This window comes from Nocardiopsis sp. ATB16-24 (assembly GCF_030271535.1).
Lineage (GTDB): Bacteria > Actinomycetota > Actinomycetes > Streptosporangiales > Streptosporangiaceae > Nocardiopsis.
Genome location: NZ_JASCXJ010000001.1, coordinates 356,119 through 378,873, shown reverse-complemented (window position 1 = coordinate 378,873; position 22,755 = coordinate 356,119). Strand labels below are relative to the sequence as shown.

General features: G+C 70.2%; 21 protein-coding genes and 3 tRNA genes. 10 read left to right on the top strand and 14 right to left on the bottom strand.

The features are described 5' to 3' along the window. Nucleotides 1–31: 31 nt before the first annotated feature. On the bottom strand, nucleotides 32–466 hold the full coding sequence (locus PFX91_RS01550; RefSeq protein WP_285728843.1) for a hypothetical protein: 435 nt from the start codon (nucleotides 464–466) through the stop codon (nucleotides 32–34). Next, complete coding sequence (locus PFX91_RS01545; protein WP_502888226.1) at nucleotides 454–924, bottom strand: RNA polymerase sigma factor; 471 nt, start codon at nucleotides 922–924, stop codon at nucleotides 454–456. The genes PFX91_RS01550 and PFX91_RS01545 overlap by 13 nt, the downstream gene beginning before the upstream one ends. A gap of 560 nt (nucleotides 925–1,484) precedes the next feature. On the opposite strand from PFX91_RS01545, the gene PFX91_RS01540 reads away from it, so the two are divergent. Continuing rightward, entirely contained in the window at nucleotides 1,485–1,979 is a 495-nt protein-coding gene (locus PFX91_RS01540; RefSeq protein ID WP_285728839.1) for a DUF3145 domain-containing protein, read from the top strand. A gap of 6 nt (nucleotides 1,980–1,985) precedes the next feature. Here PFX91_RS01540 and PFX91_RS01535 read toward each other — a convergent pair whose 3' ends face one another. The 4 genes from PFX91_RS01535 to PFX91_RS01520 all read right to left on the bottom strand — a co-directional run bounded on the left by PFX91_RS01535 (nucleotide 1,986) and on the right by PFX91_RS01520 (nucleotide 5,324). Continuing rightward, nucleotides 1,986–2,513 carry a DUF1707 SHOCT-like domain-containing protein gene (locus PFX91_RS01535; protein ID WP_285728838.1) on the bottom strand — a complete coding sequence of 176 codons (528 nt, stop codon included), beginning with the start codon at nucleotides 2,511–2,513 and terminating at the stop codon, nucleotides 1,986–1,988. A 155-nt stretch (nucleotides 2,514–2,668) separates the two neighbouring features. Further along, entirely contained in the window at nucleotides 2,669–3,457 is a 789-nt protein-coding gene (locus PFX91_RS01530) for a 3'(2'),5'-bisphosphate nucleotidase CysQ family protein (RefSeq protein ID WP_285728836.1), read from the bottom strand. A gap of 8 nt (nucleotides 3,458–3,465) precedes the next feature. Continuing rightward, the gene (locus tag PFX91_RS01525) at nucleotides 3,466–4,512 is read right to left on the bottom strand and encodes an ATP-grasp domain-containing protein (protein ID WP_285728835.1); all 1,047 of its coding nucleotides are present in this window, start codon (nucleotides 4,510–4,512) and stop codon (nucleotides 3,466–3,468) included. A 281-nt stretch (nucleotides 4,513–4,793) separates the two neighbouring features. Continuing rightward, nucleotides 4,794–5,324 (bottom strand): YbhB/YbcL family Raf kinase inhibitor-like protein, encoded by a 531-nt coding sequence (locus PFX91_RS01520; RefSeq protein WP_285728834.1) that lies wholly within the window; start codon nucleotides 5,322–5,324, stop codon nucleotides 4,794–4,796. A 246-nt stretch (nucleotides 5,325–5,570) separates the two neighbouring features. Between PFX91_RS01520 and PFX91_RS01515 the strand changes: the two genes are divergently transcribed. Then, nucleotides 5,571–6,536, top strand: coding sequence for an LLM class F420-dependent oxidoreductase (locus PFX91_RS01515; protein ID WP_285728833.1), 966 nt, complete (start codon nucleotides 5,571–5,573; stop codon nucleotides 6,534–6,536). Nucleotides 6,537–6,731: 195 nt separating this feature from the next. Continuing rightward, complete coding sequence (locus PFX91_RS01510) at nucleotides 6,732–7,205, top strand: hypothetical protein (protein ID WP_285728832.1); 474 nt, start codon at nucleotides 6,732–6,734, stop codon at nucleotides 7,203–7,205. Between the two features lie 22 nt (nucleotides 7,206–7,227). On the opposite strand, the gene PFX91_RS01505 is transcribed toward PFX91_RS01510, so the two are convergent. Continuing rightward, nucleotides 7,228–8,037, bottom strand: a complete 810-nt coding sequence (locus PFX91_RS01505) for an SAM-dependent methyltransferase (protein WP_285728830.1) — start codon at nucleotides 8,035–8,037, stop codon at nucleotides 7,228–7,230. 216 nt (nucleotides 8,038–8,253) lie between these two features. Between PFX91_RS01505 and PFX91_RS01500 the strand changes: the two genes are divergently transcribed. Continuing rightward, nucleotides 8,254–9,189 carry an aldo/keto reductase gene (locus PFX91_RS01500; RefSeq protein ID WP_285728828.1) on the top strand — a complete coding sequence of 312 codons (936 nt, stop codon included), beginning with the start codon at nucleotides 8,254–8,256 and terminating at the stop codon, nucleotides 9,187–9,189. 33 nt (nucleotides 9,190–9,222) lie between these two features. On the opposite strand, the gene PFX91_RS01495 is transcribed toward PFX91_RS01500, so the two are convergent. Together PFX91_RS01495 and PFX91_RS01490 are read right to left on the bottom strand one after the other, a co-directional pair. Beyond that, nucleotides 9,223–10,323: a winged helix DNA-binding domain-containing protein gene (locus PFX91_RS01495; protein ID WP_285728827.1), complete on the bottom strand. Its 1,101-nt coding sequence runs from the start codon at nucleotides 10,321–10,323 to the stop codon at nucleotides 9,223–9,225. 171 nt (nucleotides 10,324–10,494) lie between these two features. After that, a complete protein-coding gene (locus PFX91_RS01490) occupies nucleotides 10,495–11,385 on the bottom strand; it encodes an NmrA family NAD(P)-binding protein (RefSeq protein ID WP_285728825.1) in 891 nt (296 codons plus the stop codon). Nucleotides 11,386–11,863: 478 nt separating this feature from the next. On the opposite strand from PFX91_RS01490, the gene PFX91_RS01485 reads away from it, so the two are divergent. The 4 genes from PFX91_RS01485 to PFX91_RS01470 all read left to right on the top strand — a co-directional run bounded on the left by PFX91_RS01485 (nucleotide 11,864) and on the right by PFX91_RS01470 (nucleotide 17,491). Next, nucleotides 11,864–13,411, top strand: coding sequence for a tyrosinase family protein (locus PFX91_RS01485; RefSeq protein WP_285728822.1), 1,548 nt, complete (start codon nucleotides 11,864–11,866; stop codon nucleotides 13,409–13,411). Nucleotides 13,412–14,728: 1,317 nt separating this feature from the next. Further along, on the top strand, nucleotides 14,729–15,949 hold the full coding sequence (locus PFX91_RS01480) for a polyprenyl synthetase family protein (protein ID WP_285728821.1): 1,221 nt from the start codon (nucleotides 14,729–14,731) through the stop codon (nucleotides 15,947–15,949). Nucleotides 15,950–16,025: 76 nt separating this feature from the next. Next, complete coding sequence (locus PFX91_RS01475) at nucleotides 16,026–16,688, top strand: ABC transporter ATP-binding protein (RefSeq protein ID WP_285728820.1); 663 nt, start codon at nucleotides 16,026–16,028, stop codon at nucleotides 16,686–16,688. Further along, nucleotides 16,685–17,491, top strand: a complete 807-nt coding sequence (locus PFX91_RS01470) for an ABC transporter permease (protein WP_285728818.1) — start codon at nucleotides 16,685–16,687, stop codon at nucleotides 17,489–17,491. Before PFX91_RS01475 ends, PFX91_RS01470 begins: the two co-directional genes overlap by 4 nt. A 221-nt stretch (nucleotides 17,492–17,712) precedes the next feature. On the opposite strand, the gene PFX91_RS01465 is transcribed toward PFX91_RS01470, so the two are convergent. The 3 genes from PFX91_RS01465 to PFX91_RS01455 all read right to left on the bottom strand — a co-directional run bounded on the left by PFX91_RS01465 (nucleotide 17,713) and on the right by PFX91_RS01455 (nucleotide 17,990). Continuing rightward, nucleotides 17,713–17,789: transfer RNA gene (locus PFX91_RS01465), tRNA-Val, on the bottom strand. A gap of 16 nt (nucleotides 17,790–17,805) precedes the next feature. Beyond that, nucleotides 17,806–17,876, bottom strand: a tRNA-Cys gene (locus PFX91_RS01460). Nucleotides 17,877–17,917: 41 nt separating this feature from the next. Continuing rightward, nucleotides 17,918–17,990: transfer RNA gene (locus PFX91_RS01455), tRNA-Gly, on the bottom strand. A 214-nt stretch (nucleotides 17,991–18,204) separates the two neighbouring features. Between PFX91_RS01455 and PFX91_RS01450 the strand changes: the two genes are divergently transcribed. Further along, the gene (locus PFX91_RS01450) at nucleotides 18,205–19,386 is read left to right on the top strand and encodes a molybdopterin molybdotransferase MoeA (RefSeq protein ID WP_285728816.1); all 1,182 of its coding nucleotides are present in this window, start codon (nucleotides 18,205–18,207) and stop codon (nucleotides 19,384–19,386) included. 77 nt (nucleotides 19,387–19,463) lie between these two features. Here the strand turns inward: PFX91_RS01450 and PFX91_RS01445 are convergent, their stop codons facing one another. After that, nucleotides 19,464–21,119: an MFS transporter gene (locus tag PFX91_RS01445; RefSeq protein WP_285728815.1), complete on the bottom strand. Its 1,656-nt coding sequence runs from the start codon at nucleotides 21,117–21,119 to the stop codon at nucleotides 19,464–19,466. Nucleotides 21,120–21,292: 173 nt separating this feature from the next. Between PFX91_RS01445 and PFX91_RS01440 the strand changes: the two genes are divergently transcribed. Next, the gene (locus PFX91_RS01440; protein ID WP_285728812.1) at nucleotides 21,293–21,844 is read left to right on the top strand and encodes a TetR/AcrR family transcriptional regulator; all 552 of its coding nucleotides are present in this window, start codon (nucleotides 21,293–21,295) and stop codon (nucleotides 21,842–21,844) included. A 48-nt stretch (nucleotides 21,845–21,892) separates the two neighbouring features. Here PFX91_RS01440 and PFX91_RS01435 read toward each other — a convergent pair whose 3' ends face one another. After that, a complete protein-coding gene (locus PFX91_RS01435) occupies nucleotides 21,893–22,390 on the bottom strand; it encodes a GNAT family N-acetyltransferase (protein WP_285728810.1) in 498 nt (165 codons plus the stop codon). Nucleotides 22,391–22,755 lie beyond the last annotated feature (365 nt).

Below are 22,755 nucleotides of genomic sequence, written 5' to 3'. Positions count from 1 at the left end.
GTGCGCGGACCTCGGGGAGTCGGCCGTCCGCTCAGACGGTGAACCACTCGGTGATCATGGGAGGCCGACCCGACCGGTGCAGGGACAGGCTGAGCGGCCCCTTGGCCAGGCCCGACACGGTGAACCCACCGTCCTCCCCGACGTACAGGCTCTCGTGGGAGTCGGGGCGACGCAGGCGTAGGAGCGCGTGGTCGTACTCCCCGAAGACCAGTCCGGTCACCGTACGGAGCCGGCCGTCCACATGGACCCGAAGGTGGACGATGAGGTCCTCGTGTTCGAACCGCAGGGCGGCCACCACCATGCCGTGTCGGCCCTCGTCCACGGAGCGGTGTGTCACGGCCGTCGGGACCGTCTCCGAGGTCAGTCGAGCGATCGCGGCTTCGTCGTCGCCGCGGTCGAAGGCGGCCAGGGCGGTCGCGCGTCCGGCCCACGCCCAGGGCGGGAGGGGATCGGTCAGATGTCCCACGTCGGTTCCTCCAGGAGGCGGCGGAGTCTGCGGAGCATACGGCGCCGCTGGTTCGCGGCGGTTCTCGGGTCCGCCCGCTCTTCGGGGGAGCCGGGAACGGAGGGAGTGGTCTGCGCGCATTCGGCGAGATAGCGCAGTGCCGCCCGCCGTTCCCCGGGGTCGGTGAGTCGCTGGACGGCGCGGTGGAGTTCTTCGATCTCCTCCTTGCGCAGGTACTCGGTCTCGGGGTCCGAGGCCTCGTCGGACGCATCCAGACTGTGGGGGTCCACCGGTCGCAGACGCGCGCTCTGTCGGCGTTGGCGCTCGCAGGCGTCACGTGTGACCCGGCGCAGCCAGGCACGAAGGCTCTCGGGGGAATGGAGCCGGGGCAGGTGTTGGTTGAGGGTCAGCCACACGGTCTGGACCGCGTCCTCCTTGTCGGGGCCCGACAAGTGGTAGGAGAGGGCGATCGCGTTCACGACGGGCAGGTGACGGTCCACGATCGCCTCCCACGCTCCGTGTTCTCCCTGACAGGCCCGCCGCACGAGTTCCGCGTCGCTGGTGGGAGCGCTCGGCCCTGCGAGCGGACGCGGGTTGGATTCGGTCCCCGCCCGTGGCCCGTTCCGGAGGGTGCGGGAGGCAGCGGATTCGCTTCGTCTGCCCGTCTTCTGTGAGGTTCCACTCGGATCGGGGCCGGCCCTTACGTGGCCGGAAGTGGCCGAAACCGAGGAAGGTGGGAGTGCTTTCTGTGCAAAAAAGGTCGAAAGTACGGTTTGAGGAGGTGTTCGGGTATCACGGATGCCCTCATGTGACTGGTCTGGCACACCCGCCCCCACTATGATCGGATTCCCGCTCGCCGTGGCCCACGCTAGTGTCCAGGGCCCCTGGTCGTGATAGGAACGCTGGAAAAGAGCAGTGTGAACGCTGGTTCTCAAGGTGCCCTTGGGGCACAATGGGGCGAAAGTATTCAGGCGGGTATGCAACCTTCTCGTGGTACGAGGGCGTCGGGGAAGCGCACTCGTTCGTAACAGGAGGTTCGGTGTCCGCACGTGGCGTCTTGTACGTCCACTCAGCGCCCGCGGCGCTGTGCCCACACGTCGAGTGGGCGGTCGCGGGCGTCGTTGGAGTACCCGTGAAACTCGACTGGGTGGCCCAGCCCGCGGCACCCGGCAACCATCGTGCCGAGCTCAACTGGCAGGGCCGGCCGGGGACCGCGAGTGCGATCGCCTCGGCGCTGAACGCGTGGCAGCGCCTGCGTTTCGAGGTGACCGAGGAGGGGTCGCCGGGCTGCGACGGCATGCGTTACAGCTACACGCCCTCCCTCGGCATGTTCACGGCCCTCACCAGCGCGGCCGGAGAGGTCCTCGTTCCCGAGGGCCGTCTGCGACTCGCCATGGAACGGGCCACGGCGGACGGCACCGAACTGGCCTCGGAGATCGACCGTCTCACCGGCCGCGCCTGGGACGAGGAACTGGAGCCCTTCCGCTACGCGGGCGACGGCGCCCCGGTGCGCTGGCTCCACGCGGTGGGCTGACCCGGTTCAGGGCGGCTCCTCCTCGCTGGGCCAGATGGCGGAGGCGAGCAGGACCGCGGCCCAGATCCCCAAGGGGACGAGCGGCCAGTACGGCACGAGTTCGCCTCCCAGCAGACTGACCAGGCCCCACACGCTCGTGAGGGCCGCCGCGATGGCCGACCACCAGCGCCACTCATCGCCCCACTCCCCCCACGGGGTCGACAACACCGAGACGTCACCGGGTTCGCCTGTTTCCCGACCGTTGCGAGGTTCGGGGACGGTGTGCGGTGTCGGGGAAGGAGAGTCCCGCCCTACGGGAAGATCACCCCAGACGGGACCGAAGGTGGGAAGCAGCACCTGGGCAGAGGGCAGATCCCGGGTCAGCGCACGCAGGTCGCCCAACACCACCGCCCCCAGCGCCAGACCGACCCGACGGTCGTACTCCTCATGGTCCAGACGCCCCTCGACGAACGCGGTGGTGAGGCGGTCCACCGTCAGGTCCCGTTCGGCGTCCGAGACGCGCATCCGGCTCAGCGGCAGGCGCTCGTCCTCCACTTCCCACCCCCAGGCGCGAGTTGGTGACCACACGATACGCGTCACGTCCGGCGCGGAAAAGGGCTACACGGAAAGCCGATCCCCGCAGCCGTAGGAAGGGTCGCGGAGTCCTTCGCCGACCGTCTCCCCGGGGAGCGCGGAGCGGGAGCGTGGAGTCAGTCGGATAACCATCGGGCGACGATCCCGCAGGTGGCCGGGTCCGCGCCGCCGACCAACCCCGTGTGCTCGTAGGAGCCCCGATAACGGAACGGGCTCCCGTCCAGACGGGTGACCAGTCCCCCCGTCTCCTCCAGAACGAGAGAGGGCGCGGCCACGTCCCAGTCGCGGACCGGCACGTCCTTGACGAACAGATGCGCCGAGCCGTCCGCGACGAGGCACAGTTTGAGGGAGATGCTCCCGCTCTCCAGGTACTTGTCGTAGCCGAAGCGTTCGTGGACCCGCAGAGCGATCCCCCTCGGCTCGGGGGTGTTGTCGGTGAGCACGCCGTACCCGGGAGGGGCGCCTTCGAGCGCAGGCAAAGGGTGCCCGTCCCGGTGCGCGCCCCGACCCCGTACGGCCGTGTAGAGGGTCGAGGTCTCGGGTGCGAACACCGCGGCGATCTCGGGGCGACCGTCGACCATCAGCGCCGCCTGCGTGACGTACCCGGGGAACCCGTGGACATAGCTGGCGGTTCCGTCGATGGGGTCGATCAACCAGTACCGGAACGGTCGGTGACCGTGCAGCGACGTGGCGTCCTCCTCGCTGACCACCGGGATCCGTCCGTCGATCGAGGACAGGCGTTCCGACAGGGCCCGATGCGCCATGACATCGGCCCGTGCCTTGAACTGGTCCCCCTCCCACACACCGCTACGGGCCGAGGCGTCGCAGCGCCACCGGCGGAGCAGACCGCCGACCTCCACCACCACCGAGGCGAGGGCTTCGGTGAGGTGGAGCGGGTCCGACACCGGGCCGGTCACCACGCACGCACCGGCACGACGGGGGGCTGACCGCCCGTGGGCAGCTGACGGGTCAGTCCCGCGGCTCCCAGGGGGGTCGGTGAGATGCCGTGCGAGGTGAAATCGGACTCGTCGAGGAAGTCGTCGGTCCATCTCCGCACCATCGCCACGCCCTCACGCCAGTCGTCGGTCAGACGGGGACCGTCCCCGACGGCCTGCCTCAGCAGACCGGCGATCTCGTCGACCCCGGCGGCCACCGTCAAGGACGCGGTGGAGGAGAACCTCGGGTTGATCTCGAACACCCTGGGTCTGCCGTTGTGATCGAGGCACAGTTGCACGTTGAAGGGACCGTCGGCACGTAGAGCGGACTGCACCGCCCGGCAGGTACGGGTGATCTCGGGGTGACGTCGGGTCACCGCGTACTTGGTGACCCCCTGCTTGAGGACGACCTCCTTGGGCACCACGGCCTGCACGTCGCCATCACGCCACACCACCACCGACACCGTGTACTCGGGGCCGGGGATCCTCTCCTGCACGATGAGCTCGTCGGCCGCGTAACCGCACTCCGCCACGACCCGGGCCATCTCGTGGATCGACTCCACGACCACCACCCCGCGGCTTCCCCGGCCGCTGCGTGGTTTGACGATGAGCTCGCCGGAGGGGGAGTCCGCCGCCCGACTCGGCCACTCCGAGGCCAGCCAGGTGCGGGGCACACCGATCCCGGCGTCCTCCAGCTCCTGCATCAACACGTACTTGTCCAGGCAGGTGGTCACGAAGTCCAGCCGGGGTAGCAGCACCTCCACTCCGTCCTTGGCGAGCTCGCCCACGTGGACCAGTTCCTCGTCCACCAGAGGGATGACGGCGACGGCGTCCTCCTCGGCGCACAGCGTGCGTACCCGGGGCAGGAAGGCCTCACTGTCCCCCGGCGGCACCAGGTATCCGCGGTCGGCCAGGTACAGCCCCGGGGCGGTGGGGTCCACATCGGTCGCCACCACGCGGAAACCCTGCGCACGAAGGTGGTGAATGGTCCCGGGAGTGGGAGCGGACCCCGCTGTCGTCACCACGACGGTCGGTTTCCTCACAGACTGCTGTGGCACCGGCAGAACCCCTTCCAAACGTGTACGGCGGACATGCGGGGGATGCAACGAGCCTAGACCGCGGGACATCCGATGGCTCGTAATTGGCCGATGGGGGTCGCCGGGTGAACCACGGGGCCCTCTCGCGCGTGTACTCATCAGCCCCCGGGAGGAAAGGGCCGAGGGCGGGTGCGCGGCGGCGCCGCGCACCCGCCCTCGACGCGGGGGACGCACCCGCCGACGGTGGGAGGTTCCTCCCCGGCACCCGTCTACTTCTGCTCGTAGACCGGGGCGATCATCGCGCGACCCACCGCGTGCGAGAACAGATTGAAGCCGAGGAAGGCCGGACTCGCCGAAGCGTCCAGTCCCAGGCTCGGGACGTCCACGGCGTGCACCGCGAAGATGTACCGGTGCGGACCGTGTCCGGGTGGCGGGGCCGCACCGATGTACCGGTGCGAACCGGCGTCGTTGCGCAGGGTGATCGCCGATTCCGGCAGGCCGGAACCGTCTCCCGCGCCAGGCGCCAACTCGGTGACGTCGACGGGGATGTCGGCCACCGCCCAGTGCCAGAAACCACTGGCGGTGGGAGCGTCCGGGTCGAAGCAGGTGACGGCGAAGCTGCGTGTGGTCTCGGGGAACCCGCTCCAGGACAGATGTGGTGAGACGTCCTCTCCTCCGGCGCCCATGATCCCGCTGACCTGGGCCTTGGGCAGGGTCTGCCCGTCGGCCACATCGTTGCTGGTGACGGTGAACGACGCGATCCGGGGCAGGAAGTCGTAGGGGGAGGGTGGCGTGGCCACGAAGGGGCCTCCTTCGTTCGTCTGGGTGCTCTCGTGCCGCCTGGCCGGACCTCCCACGGGAGGCCGACGGACGCAGGCCCTACGAACATACGCCCCGAAGGGCGCGCACGTCCCAGGAGAGGCTCACGTGTCGGAGGAAGAGAAGAAGGGAGAGGGCGCCTCAAGACAACAGACCGACCGGGCGGTACGGTGCTGTCGGCACGGCAGGAGAATCGGATTCGGTTCCAACACTGACAGGGAGTCTCCATGACCACTCGCTGGGGCATCACCATTCCGCTGGAGGGCGTTGCGCTCCCCGATCAACGGGCCATCATCGAGGGGATGCCCGACCTCGGCTACACCGACGCCTGGTCGGCCGAGGCCAACGGCACGGACGCCTTCACACCACTGGCCCTGGCCAGTGTGTGGGCCCCCGAACTGCGTCTCGGCACCGCGATCGTGCCCGTGTACACCCGTGGCCCCGCGACCCTGGCGATGAGCGCGGCCACCATGGCCGCCGCCGCTCCGGGCCGGTTCTGCCTGGGCGTGGGGACCTCCTCCAACGTGATCGTGGAGCGGTGGAACTCCATCCCCTTCGAAGAGCCGTACAAGAAGGTCCGCGACACCGTGCGCTTCCTGCGATCCGCCCTCACCGGAGAGAAGGTCAAGGCCGAATACGACACCTTCGGTGTCCAGGGCTTCACGCTCGGAGCCGTGCCCGACCAGGCCCCGCCGCTGTTCGTCGCGGCTCTGCGCCAGGGCATGCTCAAGCTCGCGGGACGTGAGGCGGACGGCGCCATCATCAACTGGCTCTCGGCGGAGGACGTGCGCACGGTCGCCCCCTACGTGCGTCAGTACGGGGAGGACAAGGAGATCGTCGCGCGGATCTTCGCCATTCCCGACACCGACGCGGAGACCGCCCGCGGGATCGGCCGTTGGGCCATCTCCGCCTACCTCAACGTCCCGGTCTACCGGGCCTTCCACGAGTGGTTGGGGCGCGAGGAGTTGAACCCGATGTGGAAGGCGTGGGAGGAGGGCGACCGTAAGGGAGCACTGGCCGCGATCCCGGACTCGGTGGTGGACGAGCTGATCGTCCACGGGCCCGCGGAGTACTGTCGCGAACGCATCCGGGCCTACGCGGACAACGGGGTGACCACGCCGGTGATCGCGCCGATCGGGACGTCGGGCAAGGACCCGGCCGCCGTCGTGCGCGCCCTGGCCCCACGGGACTGAGTACGGGCGCCGGTCGGTACCGGGGTGACGTGGGGACCCGACCCACGGCGATCCTGCCCCCAGCGTCATCGTCGACCATCGACGGTGACGCTGGGGTCACTGTGGCCGGCCGCCCTCCACACCACTGGTCACGGAGCGGGGTGATGCGGTAACAATGGTGCGGGCGAGACGCCCCTTCCCGCGAAAGGTACCCCCATGAAGCGATCCCCGCTGCTCACACTGCCCTTGGTCCTGGTGCTGTCCGTCACGGCCTGCTCCGGGGAGGAGGAGGCCCCCGAACAGGCCGTCGAGGCCGACACCGGGACGGGCGGGGAGCACGAGGCGGAGGTGTCGCGCGCGGCCGAGGGCTTCGTCGCCTCCCTCCAGGCGGCCGACGGCGAGGCGGGCTGCGCGCTGATGGACGAGGCCACACGGGCGGTGCTGGAGGAGGCCCAAGGCGCCGACGACTGTGTCACGGCCTTCGTCTCGTATTCGGAGTCCCTTGGGGGAGGCGAGGACGTCGAGGTCGGTGAGATCGTCATGGACACCGACCTCGGAGGAGACGTGCCCATCGCCACGGTCACCCTGCTCCATCCCGACGAGGACCACGGCACCCTGGAGATGCGCCAGGACTCCGATGACCAGTGGGTCGCCACCCGTCTGCCCGGCGTCACCCTGGGCGGAGCCTGAGCCTCCACCGCCCGGGCTTTGATCAGGGCTTGCGTGCGACCGCGCCGAACTCGTCCATGATCCTCGGGCTGCCGATCCGTGACTCCTCCGGCCTCCACAGCGGGATGGACACCACCCCCGGTTCCACCAGTTCCAGGCCGTCGAAGAACCGCTCGATCTGTTCGAGGGTGCGCAGCGTGATCGGGTTGGAGGAGGCCGCGTTCCACTGGCGCACCCCCTCCTCCATGGCCTCCCCGGTGGCCGCGTTGGTGGAGTGCGTCAGCACCACATGGCTTCCCGAGGGAAGCGCGTCCATCAGCCGCCGAACGATCGTGTACGCCGAGTCGTCGGGGATGTGGAAGAGCACCCCCAGCAACGTGAGCGCCACCGGGCGGTCCAGGTCCAGGGTGCGGGAGGCCTCGCGCAGGATGGTGTCGGGGTCGCGAAGATCGGCCTCGACGTAGTCGGTGCGTCCCTCGGGGGTACTGGTCAGCAGGGCCCGGGCGTGTGTCAGTACCAGCGGATCGTGGTCGACGTAGACGATCCTGGAGTCGGGCGCCACCGACTGGGCGACCTGGTGGGTGTTGTCGGCGGTGGGAAGGCCCGTTCCCACGTCCAGGAACTGGCGGATGCCCCGCTCGACGGCCAGGAAGCGCACGGTGCGTCGCAGAAAGGCCCGGTTCTGCACGGCCATCTCGCCGATCATGGGCAGGACGGACAGGATCTGGTCGCCCATCGCCCGGTCGGCGGGGTAGTTGTCCTTACCGCCCAGCCAGTAGTTGTAGATACGTGCCGAGTGCGGTTCGGAGGTGTTGATGCGATCGTCACCGGTGACGGGGGGAGTATGTGACATGGAGGTACCTTTCCGGGGGTGTGGAGTGACATGTTAGGACATGGATCCCCTGTGTGACGGGGGTCGTGGGCCGAGGAGAGGGGAAGGGCGCGCCCGTGGAAGGCCCACGCGAGGAAGGGCGCGATACGCGAGACCGCCCGCCTCCGTCGGACCTTCGCCCCGGTCCCATGACGACCGCGATCCCAGGGCCAGACGCCCATGAACCCAAGGAGTCCAATGAAGAGGTTCACCCTGCCGGGGACGGACATCACCGCCCCGAACGTCGTGCTCGGCCTCATGCGCATCGCGGACAAGAGCGACGACGAGATCCGCGCCCTGGTGCGCTCCGCCCGGGACGCCGGGGTCGACTTCGTCGACCACGCCGACATCTACGGCCGGACCCTGCACGAGTGCGAACGGCGCTTCGCCGAGGCGATGCGCCTGACCCCGGCCGAACGTGACGAGATCACCATCCAGACCAAGGTGGGCATCGTCGGCGAGGGCCCCTACTTCGACCACTCCTACCAGCACATCGTCGCGTCCGTCGAGGGGTCGTTGCGGGCCCTGGACACCGACCGCGTCGACGTCCTCCTGCTGCACCGCCCCGACGCCCTCGTCGAACCCGAGGAGGTCGCCCGGGCGTTCGACGACCTGGCCACGGCCGGGAAGGTGCGCGCGTTCGGGGTGTCCAACCACACGCCCCGCCAGATCGACCTGCTGCGCAGGTACGTGCGCCGGCCGATCGCGGTGAACCAGCTCCAGCTGTCCCTCACCCACGCCCCGATCATCACCCAGGGCCTGGCCTCGAACATGCTCGGCGAACCGCAGTCGGCGACCATCGACGGGGGTGGGGCGCTCGACCACGCCCGGCTCCACGACATCACCGTCCAGGCGTGGTCGCCGTTCCAGGCGGGGTTCTTCGACGGCGTCTTCCTCGGCTCGCCCAAGTACGCCGAACTCAACGCGGTCATCGACCGACTCGCCGAGGAGTACGGCGTGCCGCCCATCGCGATCGCCACCGCGTGGATCACTCGTCACCCCGCTCGCATGCAGGTCGTCCTGGGCACCACCACCCCCGAACGGGTGACCGGAGCGGCCCAGGGGTCCGATCTGCCCCTGACCCGCGCCGAATGGTACGAGCTCACCCGCGCGGCCGGACACCGTATCCCCTGATCGGAGGCAGGCCCGCCGGTGGCGGGCCACCGTTCAGCCCGGGGAGGCGTCGACCCGTACACGGTCGGTGTTCCCCTCGGACAGGAACGACGCCAGCCGCTCACCCTGCTCGACCACGTCCACACGCTCCTTTTCCGACAGCGGCCTCAAGGGAGCGACCACGACGGTGTCGGACTCGGTCGTCCAGGTCGCGGCGACACGGCCGTCGACCAGCACCACGCGCTCACCGGCGACCGAGAGGCCACGGTGGGCGTCGTCGACGATCCGGCCGCGGTGGTGGTAGCCGAGGACGGCGTTGTCGAACGCGAGCAGGAAGCGCACGGGGGCGGGAGTGCCGGGGTCGGGACGTGGCGCCCGGGGAAGGTCCAGCAGCTCCCGGCCCCGTTCGTCCCGGAAGGAGACCAGTTCTTCGCGTACCGCGGCCACGGCGGCCGGCAGGCCGGAGAGACCGCACCAGGACCGAAGGTCGGTCGAGGTCGCAGGACCGTACGCGGCGAGGTAGCGCCGCACGAGGGTCCGGCCGACCGGGTCGGAGCCGTCCGGAGCGGGCGGGGCGATCTCCCGGCCGAGCCAGGAGGAGAGCAGGACGTTGCGCACCCCGCCCCTGGCGCGCCACAGACCGCGCGGAGGTGTCTGTGCGACGGGGAGCAGGGCGGGGACCAGCATGTCGGCCAAGGCCCGCCTCCTCGAAGCGGGTGGGTCGCCGGCGACGGCCCGCACGAGTTCGGCCATGGTGCGGGGCTGCCCGTCGGACATCACGGCCAGGCCCGCGGACGAGAGTGCGTCGAGGTCCACGTCCTGGAGCTCTCTTCGATGGACCCCGAGAGTCCGTTGGAACAGCATGGAGTCGAAGCGGGTCCGCCAGGCCAGGACGTCCTCGGCGGTGAGCAGGTGCACGGTGCGGCGCATGAGGTGGGTGCGCACCACACGCCGATCGATCAGCTGCCCCGACAACTCCGACGGCGCGAAGGTGTGCAGCCGTGACCAGAGCCCGACGAACGGTTCCTGCGGTTCCTGCGCCTGGAGGCCGCACAGGTGCGCCACGGCGTCGGGGACCGACATGTCCGCGGGTTCGAGCAGCAACTGCCGTGCGAGCATGGCGCGGTTGAGCGCCCGGTCGTCCAACACGGTCATGCCGGCACCGCCTCCCACGTGTCGGTGGTACGGGCTCGCGTTCTCACGGGGTCCCTCCTTCGTGCGGGGGCGGGTCCGATCAGTCCGGTGGACCGGACCCGGATCACGATGACAGGGCGGCGGGTCGGGGGGGTGCCCTCCTCGCCCGTCCGGGCGCGGTGGGCGTGTGCCTCAGGGCAGGGGGCGCAGATGGGCGTGCGCCCAGGCGGCGAGTGTGGTCGGCGTGGTCGTGAGCAGGTCGCGCTCGTTCTCGGGAACGAAGTCCCCGCTCAAGCCGACCGACATCCCGACAAGGCCCTCGATCCGCTCCTCGCCCAGCCCGGCGGCCCGCAACGTGGCGCGGAAGTCGTCGACGGGGATGTGCTCGGCGCGCACCCGCCGCTCCATCGCCCGGCCGAGGACGTCCGCCACCTGCGAGAAGGTCAGGTCCTCGGGGCCGTGCACGGCCTGCACCTGGACGCCCGACCAGTCGCCCGCCAGGAGCCTCGCCGCCGCGACCTCACCGATGTCGCGCGGGTCGACCCAGGGCATGGAGTGGTCGAGCGGCCACGGCGTGGGCAGGACACCGGAGCGCAAAGAGGCCAGGTCCATGAGCAGGTTGGTGAAGAAGTAACCGCAACGCAGGTGCAACACGTCGGCCCCGGTGGCGTTCAGCGCCTCCTCGGTCCGGGCCAGGCCGTCGATCTCACCGGCCCCGTGTCGCTTCTCCGCACCCACGCTGCTGAGGAAAACGGTGTGCGCGATGCCGTTCTCCTCGACGGCTCGCGCGGCGTTGGCGCCCATGCGGGTGTGGTCGGCGATCGGATCGTCTCCCGAAGGCGGCGGATTCACCCAGAAGAGACGGTCGGCGTCCCGTGTGGCGCGCAGGACGGCATCGACGTCCCCCTGGTCGCCTTGGACGACGTCGACCCGCTCGCGCGTGGCCGTGTCGAGCCTGCCGGGATCACGCAACAGGAGCGTCGGACGTACGCCCGCTTGGAGGAGCAGACGCACGACCCGGGAACCCACGCGTCCGGTGGGTGTGGTGACGACGATCTGGGCGGGGGCGTGTTCGTATGCCATACCGGGAAACTACAGGCGCCCGGTGTCGAAACCCGGTGGCAATGCCGCGGGGGCACGTGCTCGTCCGCCCGGCGCGTGGGAAGGGGCGGGCTCGGGTGGTCGGCCCTGTCGAGGGGACGACTCACTCGGGCGTGCCTCCCCGCCGTGGCGGGAGTCGGTGCGTTCACCGTCCCTCGTGGTCGTGTCCCCGGGTGGGTCAAACCTCGTCCAACCCGCTCGTACTCCGGTGGTTTTCCCAGGGAATCCGCCATCCCAACCCTTAGGGTGACATCGCCGACACGAAAAGCGACGTCCGTGCGCGAGGAACCGGACCGGCCGCTCGGTCGCTCTTCGAGGCCGGGCCCGCCCGGTCGCCCGCCTTCTCCGCCACCGCCGGTCCCGAGCGGCCGTTCCGCCGCCCCGCTCCGAAGGTGCCGGAATCGTCGGCCATCGCCCGTGCGGATCGTCCGCGCCACCACGACCGTCCTGGAGGAAGCACATGAACGTGTCCCGGCGCTCCCTGCTCGCGGGAACGGGAGTCCTCGCCCTCGCCGGGGGGCTGCCCCGGACGGCCGTGGCCGCCGCGCCATGGCGGAAGGAGGGCGTCGAGCCGCCGCCACGGAGCCGGTTCGTGCGCAAGGACGTGGCCGGGTTGTTCGACGCCGACACGGGGGCCTGGGCGCCGGAGCTGTACTGGTACGCCAAGGCCGTCGGCTGGATGAAGGAGCGACCACGGACCGAGCCGAACTCCTGGGAGTTCCAGTGGTACACGCACGGCAGGCCCCGGCGCGAGGAGGGGGATCCCCCCGAGTGGGGCCAGTGCCCGCACAGGAACGAGTACTTCCTGCCCTGGCACCGCTGGTACCTGTACCACTTCGAACGCATCGTGCGCGACGTCATCGTCACCGAACTGGGGCAGGAGGACATGGCCGACTGGGCGTTGCCGTACTGGAACTACGCGCACCTGGCCCCCGATGGGGATCCGGCGGCTTCGGAGGAGTGGCGCAGGATTCCGCTGCCCTTCCGGCAGGACAGGATCCGCGATCCCCGAAGTGGGGAGGAAGAGGACAACCCGCTGTACCTGCCCGTGAGCATGGACGGCCGCTGCCTGGGGGAGGACCCCATGGCCTTCGACCAGGTCGATCCGAGCGCCGCGATGCGGGAGGAGTCCTTCTGGCCGCCGCGGAACGGGGGAACCGAGCGAGCCGGCTTCTCACAGGTGCTGGAGCGCTTCCCGCACGGGCTGGTGCACAGCAACATCAGCGGCCTGATGGGCTCGGTGCCGACGGCGGCCGGTGATCCGGTGTTCTGGCTGCACCACGCCAACATCGACCGCTTCTGGGAGGCCTGGCTGAACGGGCACCAGGTCCCCGACGACCGGGTGTGGCCCCAGGCGCGACCCAAGCACGACCCCGAGGAACCCGATCTGCCCTTCCTGTTGCGTGACGTCAACGGCGAACCCCACGTCCTGGAGGGCCCGCTCTTCGACTTCCCCGAGGACGCCTACGAGTACGAGTCCCTGACCGACGGCATGGGCACCGGTGAGGCGCGGTCGGCCTTCCTGCTGGCGGAGGCGCCGCCGTCGACGCCCGCGACCACGTTCACGGTCACCGACGACGTGACGCATCTGCGCACGGAGCCGCTCACCTTCTCACTCGGCGGTGAGGTGGGCGTCGCGGACACCATCGCGGGCGCGATGGAGTCCGCTGAGCGGGTCGTGCTCACCTTCGAGGGGGTGCGCGCCGACGCGGCGCCGTGTGCCGCCTTCCTCGTCTTTCTCGGAGGGGACGAGTCCGACACCGACCCCGCGGGGCCGGCCTTCGTGGGGCATCTGGTGTTCTTCGAGAACGTCGGTGGTCATGGAGCGCACCTCGACGGCACGGAGTTCTCCTTCGACGTGACCGAGACGCTGCGGCGACTGCCGCAGCAGGCCTGGTCCCGTGACCAGGCGCCCGTGGTCCGGGTGGTCCCGGGCCCGCTGGCGGGGGCGAAGGCCACCGCCGAGGCCGATCCGCGCTTCGCCCGCGCGGCCTTCACGGTGGTCTGACGTCTTTGGTGATCGGTGGACCGAGGTGGAAAGGGGCGTGCGTCGGGCTCCGCCGGCGCGTGCCCCCGGGCCGTTCGAACGCGGACGGAATTTGGAAGCGGGGCACGATCCGGGGTGGAAACGGGCGCTTCAGGCACCATTGATTATCTCTCTTAGTGAAAGCTCATGTACTTTCCGTGTGCGTCGTGGTGTGCGGTGCGGCAAGAGCGGTGGGCGGGAGAGACATGGGAGAACCGGGTGGAGCGCGAGAGCCGGTGGGGCGGGCGGGTCCTCACGGAGGGAACGCGTGGTGGCGTGCCGAACGGCCGCTGCCCGTGGACGCGGCGACCGGAGGCGCACACGGCCCGTCATGGCACGGCTCCGGCATGGAGCGGTGGTGGTTCACCGCCCACCTCGACGACGGCGCCTCCGATCTCGGGCTCGTGGTGTCCTTCGCGCGTCATGGCACTCCCTCCGCGATCGGTGAACCGATCGGATCCCATGCGGTGGTGTGGCACCTGAGCGATCGCCGGGGTCGGAGAACACGATCGGAGTCCTGGCTGGACCAGGGATGGGTGGATCTCCTCGGCTCCCTGACACGATCCGACCGGATGATGGACCCCCGTATCCGCCAGGCTCTTTTGGAGGAGCTCTCCCAGGGCCGCCTGCTCCGGCCCGACCGTATGCTTCCGGGACCCGCACGGCAGGGACCCGACGGGCTCGACCTGGACTGGGGCGGCGTCGCGCGGCTGCGCGAGGACGGGGCCGGAGCCCTCGTGGTCGAGGCCGATGGGGAGCACACCGGTTTCCGGCTGCGCATCGTCCCCCGGGAGAAGGGCTCGCCGCAGATCGCCGGTGCTCCGGGACACGGCACCGAGGTCGGGTGGACGGCCACCCACCGCGTCCCACGGCTCGATGTCGAGGGCACGCTGCGCGACGGTGACCGACACAAAGGTGTGACGGGAACGGGCTGGTTCGAGCACTCCTTCGACGACCCCTGGTCCGTCTCCTGGGACGACCGGGCCGACACGGGCGTCACCCGGTGGCGGTTGCGCGCGCACCTGGACAACGGATGGGAGGTCGCCGCCCACTGCGTGGGTCGGAACGGAGCGGGAAAGGAGAACACGACCACCCATACCGGCGTCGCCATGCTGTGCTCGCCGGCCGGTCGACGGATGGAGGCTCCCGCGACCCTGCGTCCCTCGCGGACATGGACCTCCCTGTCCACACTCAACACCTATGCCACGGGCTGCGACATCGAGATCCCCCGACTCGGGCTACGGTTGCACGTCGCGGCCTGGTCCCCCCCGCCAAGAGGCGCGCTCCGCGCTGGCCCCCATGGGCATGCTGGAGGCGCAGGTCGACGTGACCGGGACGATGGGGGAGGCTCCGGTGCGGGGCGGGGGCCTGTGGGAGGTCCTTCCCGTCGACCGGTTGAAGGATTTCGAGCAGCACGTCACGAAGGTCAGCACGGTCGTCCACGCCGAGGTCGACCGGCTCTACCCTCCATCCCCCAACAGGCGCGCGCTGGTCGCCCTCGCCGGTACCGAGGACCGTCCCGAGCGCCTCGACGAGGCGGTCCTTCAGGACCTGCACGCCAGCCTCGTGGTACCGATCCGCCACAGCACGGCGGGCCTGGGCAAGGGGTGGCGCTCTTACCTCCTGGCCGCGGTCATCGAACTGTTCGGGGGCGACAGCGAGCTCTACCGGCCCCTGCTGGGCGCCCTCGAATTGCTGAACACGGGCAACCTGATCGTCGACGACGTCGAAGACCGCTCACCGCTACGACGGGGGCGTCCCGCCGCGCACCTCGTCTTCGGTGAGGACATCGCCATCAACGCCGGCACCGCGGCCTACTTCGCGATGGACCGCGTCCTGCGCGAGGTGCTGCCCGATGACGCCGCCCTGCGGCTACGGATCTACGAGGTCTACCTGCGGGTGCTGCGAGCGGGCCACGGAGGCCAGGCGATCGACCTCGCCGGGCACCGAGCGGCCATGGACACCGCGGTGCGGACAGGGGACGCCGAGATCCTGCTGCGTCGGGTGCGCACCGCCCACCGGTTGAAGACCGCTCTACCGGCACGGGGAGTCGCCGAGGTCGGCGCCCTGATCGCCGGCGCCCGCGACGACCGGATCCAAGCGGTGGGGGACTACTTCGAGGAGGTGGGCCTGGCCTTCCAGATCTCCGACGACGTCGCGGACCTGCGCGGGCTCAGCGCCCCCGACGGCGACGGTGGACGCGACGCCACCAAGCACATGGCCGAGGACCTGCGCGCGGGCAAGGTCACCATGCCACTGGCGCACGCCGTCGCCCTTCTGCCGTCCCACGAGATCACCGACCTCTGGCACACCGTCCGTGACGGTGAGGCCGACGAGGCGGCCATCGCCGCGGCGGCCACGAAGCTGGAGGCCTGCGGCGCCGTCGCCGCCTGTGTCGAGGAGTCCCGAAGCCGTGTCGACCAGGCGTGGAAACCCCTCCACGACCTGCTCCCCTGCACGTGGGCCTCCATCATGATGCGCGCCTTGGGCGCCTACGCGGTCCACCGTGAACGCGAGTAGCCCCTCCGGACCCGATCGACTCGCCGCGTGTTCGGAGCCCTCGCTATGCGGCGGACACCCCCGAGAGAGAACGACAGTGAACGATCCCACCCCCACCGACATCCCGCTGAGGGTCACCGGCCTGCACAAGTCCTACGGGCGGCACCGCGTATTGCGCGATGTCGGACTAGCCCTGCCCCAAGCCTGCCTGGCAGGCCTGGTGGGCGAGAACGGCTCCGGTAAGACCACACTGCTGCGGATCCTGGCGGGCAGACTCTCCCCCGACCGTGGCCGGGTGGACCACCCGGCCGGGCTGGGCTACTGCCCGCAGCATCCCGTGCTCAACCCGGCCTTCACCGTCGTCCAGCATCTGCGCTTCTTCCAGGTCGCTTACGGCCTGCGTCATCTGCGTCGCGCCCACGAACTGCTGGAGATCCTCGACTTCGCGGACTACCGGGACCACCGGGTCGCCACGCTCAGCGGAGGTACACGGCAAAAACTCAACCTCACGCTGGCGTTGATGCACGACCCGCCCCTGCTGTTGTTGGACGAGCCCTACCAGGGCTTCGACTGGGACACCTACGAGCGTTTCTGGAAATTGGCGGCCGAACTGCGCGAGCGCGGTCGCTCCGTCCTGGTCGTCTCGCACATCGCCTTCGACACCGTACGCTTCGACCGGATGTGGCGGCTCCGGGACGGTCGACTGACCGAGCTGTCGATCGCGGCCACCGCACCGGCCACCGCGGAGGGGGGACGATGACGCGCCGAGCATGGACCCGCTACGTCACCGCCGCGCGCTTCGCACTGTTGGAGCATCTGCGCAATCGCCTGGCCCTGGCACTGGTGGTGTTCTTCGTCCCCACCTGGATCACCTTGGTCTACCTGGTCATCGCCGACGCCGAGGTGGGCTATTTCCTGCGGGCCACCGGGGAGACGGTCGTCGTGCACGGCAACCACGTCAGCAAGATCTCCGGCGCCGTCAACGCGGTGACGCTGATCGTGGGGTTCATGATGTTCATCGTCACCTACCGCTCCTTCGAGTTCGACGAGCGCCTCGCCACGGCGGGCTACCCTCGCCCGTACCTGCTGGCGGCCAAGCTCACCGCGTTGACCACGGCCTCCCTGCTCATCAGCGCCTATGCGGTGGCGGTGATCTGCCTCTACTGGGTACCCGAGCAGCCGGTGATGCTGTGGGCCGCGCTCGCGGGCGCCGCGCTGGCCTTCGGCGGGATCGGCGTGATGCTGGCCGCCCTGCTGAGGGGGGAACTGGAGGGGATGTTCTGCATCATCATGCTCTCCATCATCGACATGGGTCTCCAAAACCCTGTCGCCAATCCCACCGCCGACAGTGACATCGTGCGGTACCTGCCCACCTACGGGACCATGCAGGCCGGCGTGGCCGCGGGGTTCCAGGACACCGTTCCCCTCACCTACCTGCTCCTGGGGCCGGTCTGGTTCCTGGCGGCGGTCGCCGTGGCCGCCGCGATCTATGGCCTGCGCACCCGCGACCGTCGTCGCGGCCAGGGCCTCCTGCGAAGGGCACGGGTGTCCGCGTCACGCTGACCGCACGGGCCGGTGGCACGCGTTCATGGGCCTGCCGAGGCAGAGGACGAAGAAGTGTCCCCCGGTACCGGTCTTTCCGGTCTTTCCGCGAGCCCGGTGCCGGCACACTTTCCAGGGCCTGAAAATGCGCTGGAACCGGGCTCGCGGAAAGGGGTCCGCTGTTGACGAAGCGACCCCAAAAACGCCTCAGGCCAGAGCCGAAGCTCTGGCCTGGGTGATGCTGGTGGGCGATACAGGATTCGAACCTGTGACCTCTACCGTGTCAAGGTAGCGCTCTAACCAACTGAGCTAACCGCCCGCACGAAGCGGTGGTGAGGTGGAGACGGGATTCGAACCCGTGTAGACGGCTTTGCAGGCCGCTGCCTCGCCTCTCGGCCACTCCACCGAGTTACACGACAAGCGCCGGGGCGCTCAGCGTCTCCTCCGAGCGGACGACGGGATTCGAACCCGCGACCCTCACCTTGGCAAGGTGATGCTCTACCAACTGAGCTACGTCCGCCTGCCGCTCGGCCTGGAACTCTCGATCCCCGCCGTGCTGCTGGTAAGAACTTTAGCGGAAAGTCGTCAGACGGCAAATCGGGGTCGGGAGGCATCGGTTCGCTGTTCACGCGCTGGGTAGGGCCACTCCGATGGCCGCATGACGGTCGCGGCGTTGGTGTCACGGCGCCGGGGCGGACGGACGTGACACATGGGCGGGACGGGGGAGAGGCGATATGAGCGGGAGCTGTGGCGACCGCCGGAACGGGGTGGACCGGCCGTGGCCGTTGGCGCGCGAGGCCGCCGGTTTCCTGGGGGAGCAGAAGGGCTGTGCGGCACGTGACACCCCTGTGGAGCGGGCTCTGGGAGCGGTCCTCGCCGCCGACGTACACGCCTTGGTGGGTCTGCCCGCCTTCGACGCCTCGGCCATGGACGGTTTCGCGGTGGCGGGGCTGGGCCCCTGGCGGCTGATCGGTACCCAGTTGGCGGGACGGACCCCGGCGGCGATGGGGCTGCGGCCCGGCGAGGCGGTCGAGGTCGCGACGGGTGCGCGGGTGCCCAAGGACACCGAGTGCGTCCTGCCCTACGAGGCGGCCACGGTCCGCGGCACGACGGTGGAGGGGGTCGCCGAGCCGGGCCGGCACGTGCGTTGGACGGGGGAGGAGACCGCCCCGGGCGAGATCGTCCTCAGGCGCGGGACGGTGGTCGGTCCCGCGGCCCTGGGCCTGGCCGCGAGCCTGGGACATGAGACCCTGCCCGTGTTCCGTCCCCGTGTCGCGGTCCTGGTCACCGGGGACGAGGTCACCACCTCGGGCCTGCCGGGGGAGGGGAGCGTGCGTGACGCCATCGGCCCGATGTTGCCCGGCATCGTCGACCGTGTGGGCGGTGGAATCGAGACGGTCCGGCACCTGGGGGACGAACGGGCGTCGTTGTCGCAGGCGGTGGCGGAGGCGGACGCCGACGTGGTCGCGGTGTGCGGCTCCTCCTCACGGGGACCGGCCGACCATCTGCGTTCGATCATGGAGGAACTGGGAGCGCGGATCGTGGTCGACGGGGTCGCCTGCCGTCCGGGCCACCCCCAGTTGCTGGCCCACGACGACCGGACCGTGTTCGTGGGGCTGCCGGGAAACCCCGGAGCCGCCCTCGTCGCCGTGTTGACCCTGCTGATCCCCCTCCTCGCGGCCATGTCCGGCCGCCCGGACCCCTGCACGGGGCTGCCTCCGAGCGCGCTGGAGGGGCGCGTGCGCGCCCACGAGGGGGACACCAGACTCGTGCCGGTCCGTCTGGAGGGGGATCGGGCCCACGCGGTCGGTCACGATCGGCCGGGCAGCCTGCGCGGAGCCGCCCTGGCCGACGCCTACGCGGTGGTCCCCCCGGGATGGGAGGGCGCGCGGGTGGAACTGCTCCGTCTTCCCTGAGGGGGACCTGCGCCGGACTCCACGACGTGCACGGGGCTCGGAGGAGGATCTCCTCCGGGTCCCGTGCGCACGGCTTCCTATCCGCCGGCCTGTTCCATCCGCTCAGGGGTCGCCTGCGCGGGGGCCGCTTTCACGGAGGGGGTCTCCCCGCTGTCCGGAGAGGACTCCGACGCGGGCGGCTCCACCGCCGGGTTGCCCCGGCCGCGCAACAGCACCCAGGCCTGTACGGCGGCGTACAGGACGATGACCACCGCGATGGCGCTGGTCAGGTGCATACCGTCGGTGAAGGCGGACCGTGCCGCCTCCATCAGCGCCGCTCCCTGGGCGCCTCCCAGATCCGCGGCGGTGTTCGCGGCGCCGCCCAACGTCTCGCGCGCGGTGTCCACCGCGCCCGGGGACACGCCTTCCACCTCGGTCAGGCCCGCCCGGTAGGACGCGGTCAGCACGCTGCCCAGCACCGCGACACCGAGCGCTGCGCCCAGTTCGTAGGCGGTCTCGGAGATCGCCGAGGCCGCGCCGGCACGGTGCGGCGGCGCGGCGGACATGATCGCGCCGTTGGTGAGGGTCTCGGCGTATCCGGCCCCCGCGGCGATCAGGGCGAAGCCCACCGCCACGAACGCCACGCCGGCGGCCACACCGCTCTGTGGGGTGAACACCAGCACCGCGAAGCCCGTCGCGGTCACCAGCAGGGAACCGCCCACCACCGAGGCCAGACTCAGCCGGCGCGACAGCCGCACCGCCACCAGACCCGCCAGGATCGACAGGAGCAGGCCGGGGACCAGCACGAATCCGGCGCGCATCGGAGAGACGTCCAGCACCAGTTGCAGGTACTGCGTCAGGAAGAACAGCGACGAGACCAGGGAGAACACGATTAGCAGGTTGGTGGCCACGGCCACGCTGAACACCCGGTACCGGAACAGGTGCACGTCGATCAGCGGATCGTCGATCCGCGTCTGCCGCCTCACGAACAGGTAACCCAGGACCAGGCCGGCCACCAGGGAGAGCAGGGGAACCACGGCCGGCCCGCCGGTGGCCAGCTGTTTGACCCCGTACACGGCGGGCAGCATCGCGGCCATCGACAGCACCACGCTCAGCGGGTCCATGCGGCCAGGCTCGGGGTTGCGCGATTCGCGTACCAGCAGCGGGACCAGGACCAGGATCAGCGCCATCACCGGCAGGTTGATCAGGAAGACCGAGCCCCAGAAGAAGTGCTCCAGCAGCCAACCGCCCAGGATCGGGCCCAACGCCGCGCCCCCGGAGAACCCCGAGGCCCACAGGGCGATGGCCAGGAGCCGCTGGCGCGGATCGAGGAAGATGTTGCGCAGCAGCGACAGGGTGGAGGGCATCAAGGAGGCGCCCGCCAGCCCCAGCAGGCCGCGAGCCAGGATCAGCACCTCGGCGGTGGGGGAGAACGCGGCCAGGAGCGAGGCCGTGCCGAAGGCGGTGGAACCGATCATGAGCAGGCGTCGTCGACCGATGCGGTCGCCCAACGACCCCATGGTGACCAGGAGCCCGGCCAGGATGAAGCCGTAGACGTCGACGATCCACAGCAGTTGCCCCGACGTGGGCCGCAGCTGCTCACTCAGTTCGGGCACGGCGAACCCGAGCACGGTCGAGTCGACCGAGATCAGGATCACCGGCAGCACCAGGACGGCCAGGGCCGCCCACTCGCGCGGTCCGGCGAGCGTGGGCGCCGCGTCGTTGATGCCGTTTCCGGTCATGGCGGAACTCATCTCACCTCGTTACGTGTTGCTCGTGGTACGGCACTCGACTACGAGAACGCGGGAAGGACCCGGCGGAGGATTCCGGGCGGAAAGAGGACGGGAAGCGTGGTCGACCGGGCACATGCCGGGACTCTTCGACCGTCCGGACGGTACAGTACCGTCCAGACGGTACAGTGTCAATCGTGAATGCTTCGAACACCCGCGATCGCATCCTCGACTCTCTTCAGGACATCCTGATCCGCGAAGGTTATTCCGGAGTGACCCTGGAGGCCGTGGCACGTGAGGCCTCGGTGTCCAAAGGCGGACTCCTGTACCACTTCCCGTCCAAGGCCGCCATGCTCAGCGGGCTCATCGAACGCCTGAGCGCCCTGGCGGAGGAGGAGTTCCGCGAGGCGGTGGAGGGGGACGAGGGCGTGGTCCGTGTCTTCCTGCGCACCTCGCTACCGAGCAGCCCGGAGGAACGCGAGCTGTACTGGGCGGTCATCGCCGCGCTGCGCGGTCAGGAGGACCTGCCGGAGGAGGCCACCCGCAAGGTCCAGTACCTCTTCGGCCGCTGGGGCGAACTCCTGCACGAGGAACTCGCCGACCCCGTCCTGGCCGAGGTGATCCTGCGTGCGGGCGACGGTCTGTACATGTCGGCGATCGCCGGACTCCCCCAACCCGACCCCGAGCTGACCCGGCGGATGATCGACCGTCTCATCGAGGCCGCCGACGGGGCGCGCCGCCGTGGATGAGGCGCCCCTGCCTCCGCCCGCACCCCCAGGGCGCGGACGGAGCCGTGTTCAGACGCGCCGCTCCAGGACCTGGACCTCCTTGTCCCCTGCGGGAACCCGCTCGGTGGCGGTGAACCCCTGGCTCTCGTAGTACCGGACGAGGGCTCCGTCCCCGCCCGACCAGCAGTCCACCCGCACCAGTGGGATGCCCGCGGCGCGGGCCTGCCTGAGGGTGAAGGCGAGCAGTCTGGCGCCCACGTCGCGCCCGGCGTACTCGCGCGGGACCAACAACAGGCGAACGTAGAGCTCGCGCTCGTCCACCGGCGGAGCGAAGTCGGGGGCCTGTTCCCGGATGGTGAGGAATCCGGCGGCCTCACCGCCGACCTCGGCCACCCACAGGCCGTCGGAGGCCAGTCCCTCCACCAGGGCGACCCGTGCGGGGTCGTGCGACCAGGGGCGGTCTCCCCACTGTCCGGCGCGGCCGTGCGCGGCCAGCCACTCCACGGTGGAGTCGAACGTCTTCAACAACTCCGGCAGGTCCGCAGGTCCACCCTGACGCAGTCTCATGTGTGCTCCTCGCACATAGGGGGAGGGGGACTATGCACGTTAGCCGGTCGTCGGCGTACCGCGTACCGGCCCGGTGCGTCCGGAAGGAGGACGCCCCGGCCGCAGAGGCGCGCGACCGGGCGGCGGCGAATTCCGCTTTCGGCGGCCGCGCGTGGGAAGGTGATCGGGCGGTGCTGTTCAGGTGCGCCCGATCATGGTTTACTTCCCGGTAACTTCGTTGCCGTAGTCGGGCTCCACGCGCTCAGGGCGCCCGCCCACCCCCGCGAGGTGAAGTGTGCACTACCGCAAGGAGCGGGGCGCTCCATGTCGACCGCGAAGAGACTCTTCGCGAGACTGTCGTCACCTCGGCGGAGCGTCCACGGGGT

Excerpts from the sequence above, each read along its gene's own strand:
- PFX91_RS01490 (WP_285728825.1), bottom strand. The coding sequence starts at position 11,385 with ATGGCATACGAACACGCCCCCGCCCAGATCGTCGTCACCACACCCACC.
- PFX91_RS01445 (WP_285728815.1), bottom strand. The coding sequence starts at position 21,119 with ATGAGTTCCGCCATGACCGGAAACGGCATCAACGACGCGGCGCCCACG.
- PFX91_RS01435 (WP_285728810.1), bottom strand. The coding sequence starts at position 22,390 with ATGAGACTGCGTCAGGGTGGACCTGCGGACCTGCCGGAGTTGTTGAAG.
- PFX91_RS01450 (WP_285728816.1), top strand. The coding sequence starts at position 18,205 with ATGAGCGGGAGCTGTGGCGACCGCCGGAACGGGGTGGACCGGCCGTGG.
- PFX91_RS01485 (WP_285728822.1), top strand. The coding sequence starts at position 11,864 with ATGAACGTGTCCCGGCGCTCCCTGCTCGCGGGAACGGGAGTCCTCGCC.
- PFX91_RS01500 (WP_285728828.1), top strand. The coding sequence starts at position 8,254 with ATGAAGAGGTTCACCCTGCCGGGGACGGACATCACCGCCCCGAACGTC.
- PFX91_RS01495 (WP_285728827.1), bottom strand. The coding sequence starts at position 10,323 with ATGACCGTGTTGGACGACCGGGCGCTCAACCGCGCCATGCTCGCACGG.
- PFX91_RS01470 (WP_285728818.1), top strand. The coding sequence starts at position 16,685 with ATGACGCGCCGAGCATGGACCCGCTACGTCACCGCCGCGCGCTTCGCA.
- PFX91_RS01505 (WP_285728830.1), bottom strand. The coding sequence starts at position 8,037 with ATGTCACATACTCCCCCCGTCACCGGTGACGATCGCATCAACACCTCC.
- PFX91_RS01510 (WP_285728832.1), top strand. The coding sequence starts at position 6,732 with ATGAAGCGATCCCCGCTGCTCACACTGCCCTTGGTCCTGGTGCTGTCC.
- PFX91_RS01480 (WP_285728821.1), top strand. The coding sequence starts at position 14,729 with ATGGGCATGCTGGAGGCGCAGGTCGACGTGACCGGGACGATGGGGGAG.
- PFX91_RS01515 (WP_285728833.1), top strand. The coding sequence starts at position 5,571 with ATGACCACTCGCTGGGGCATCACCATTCCGCTGGAGGGCGTTGCGCTC.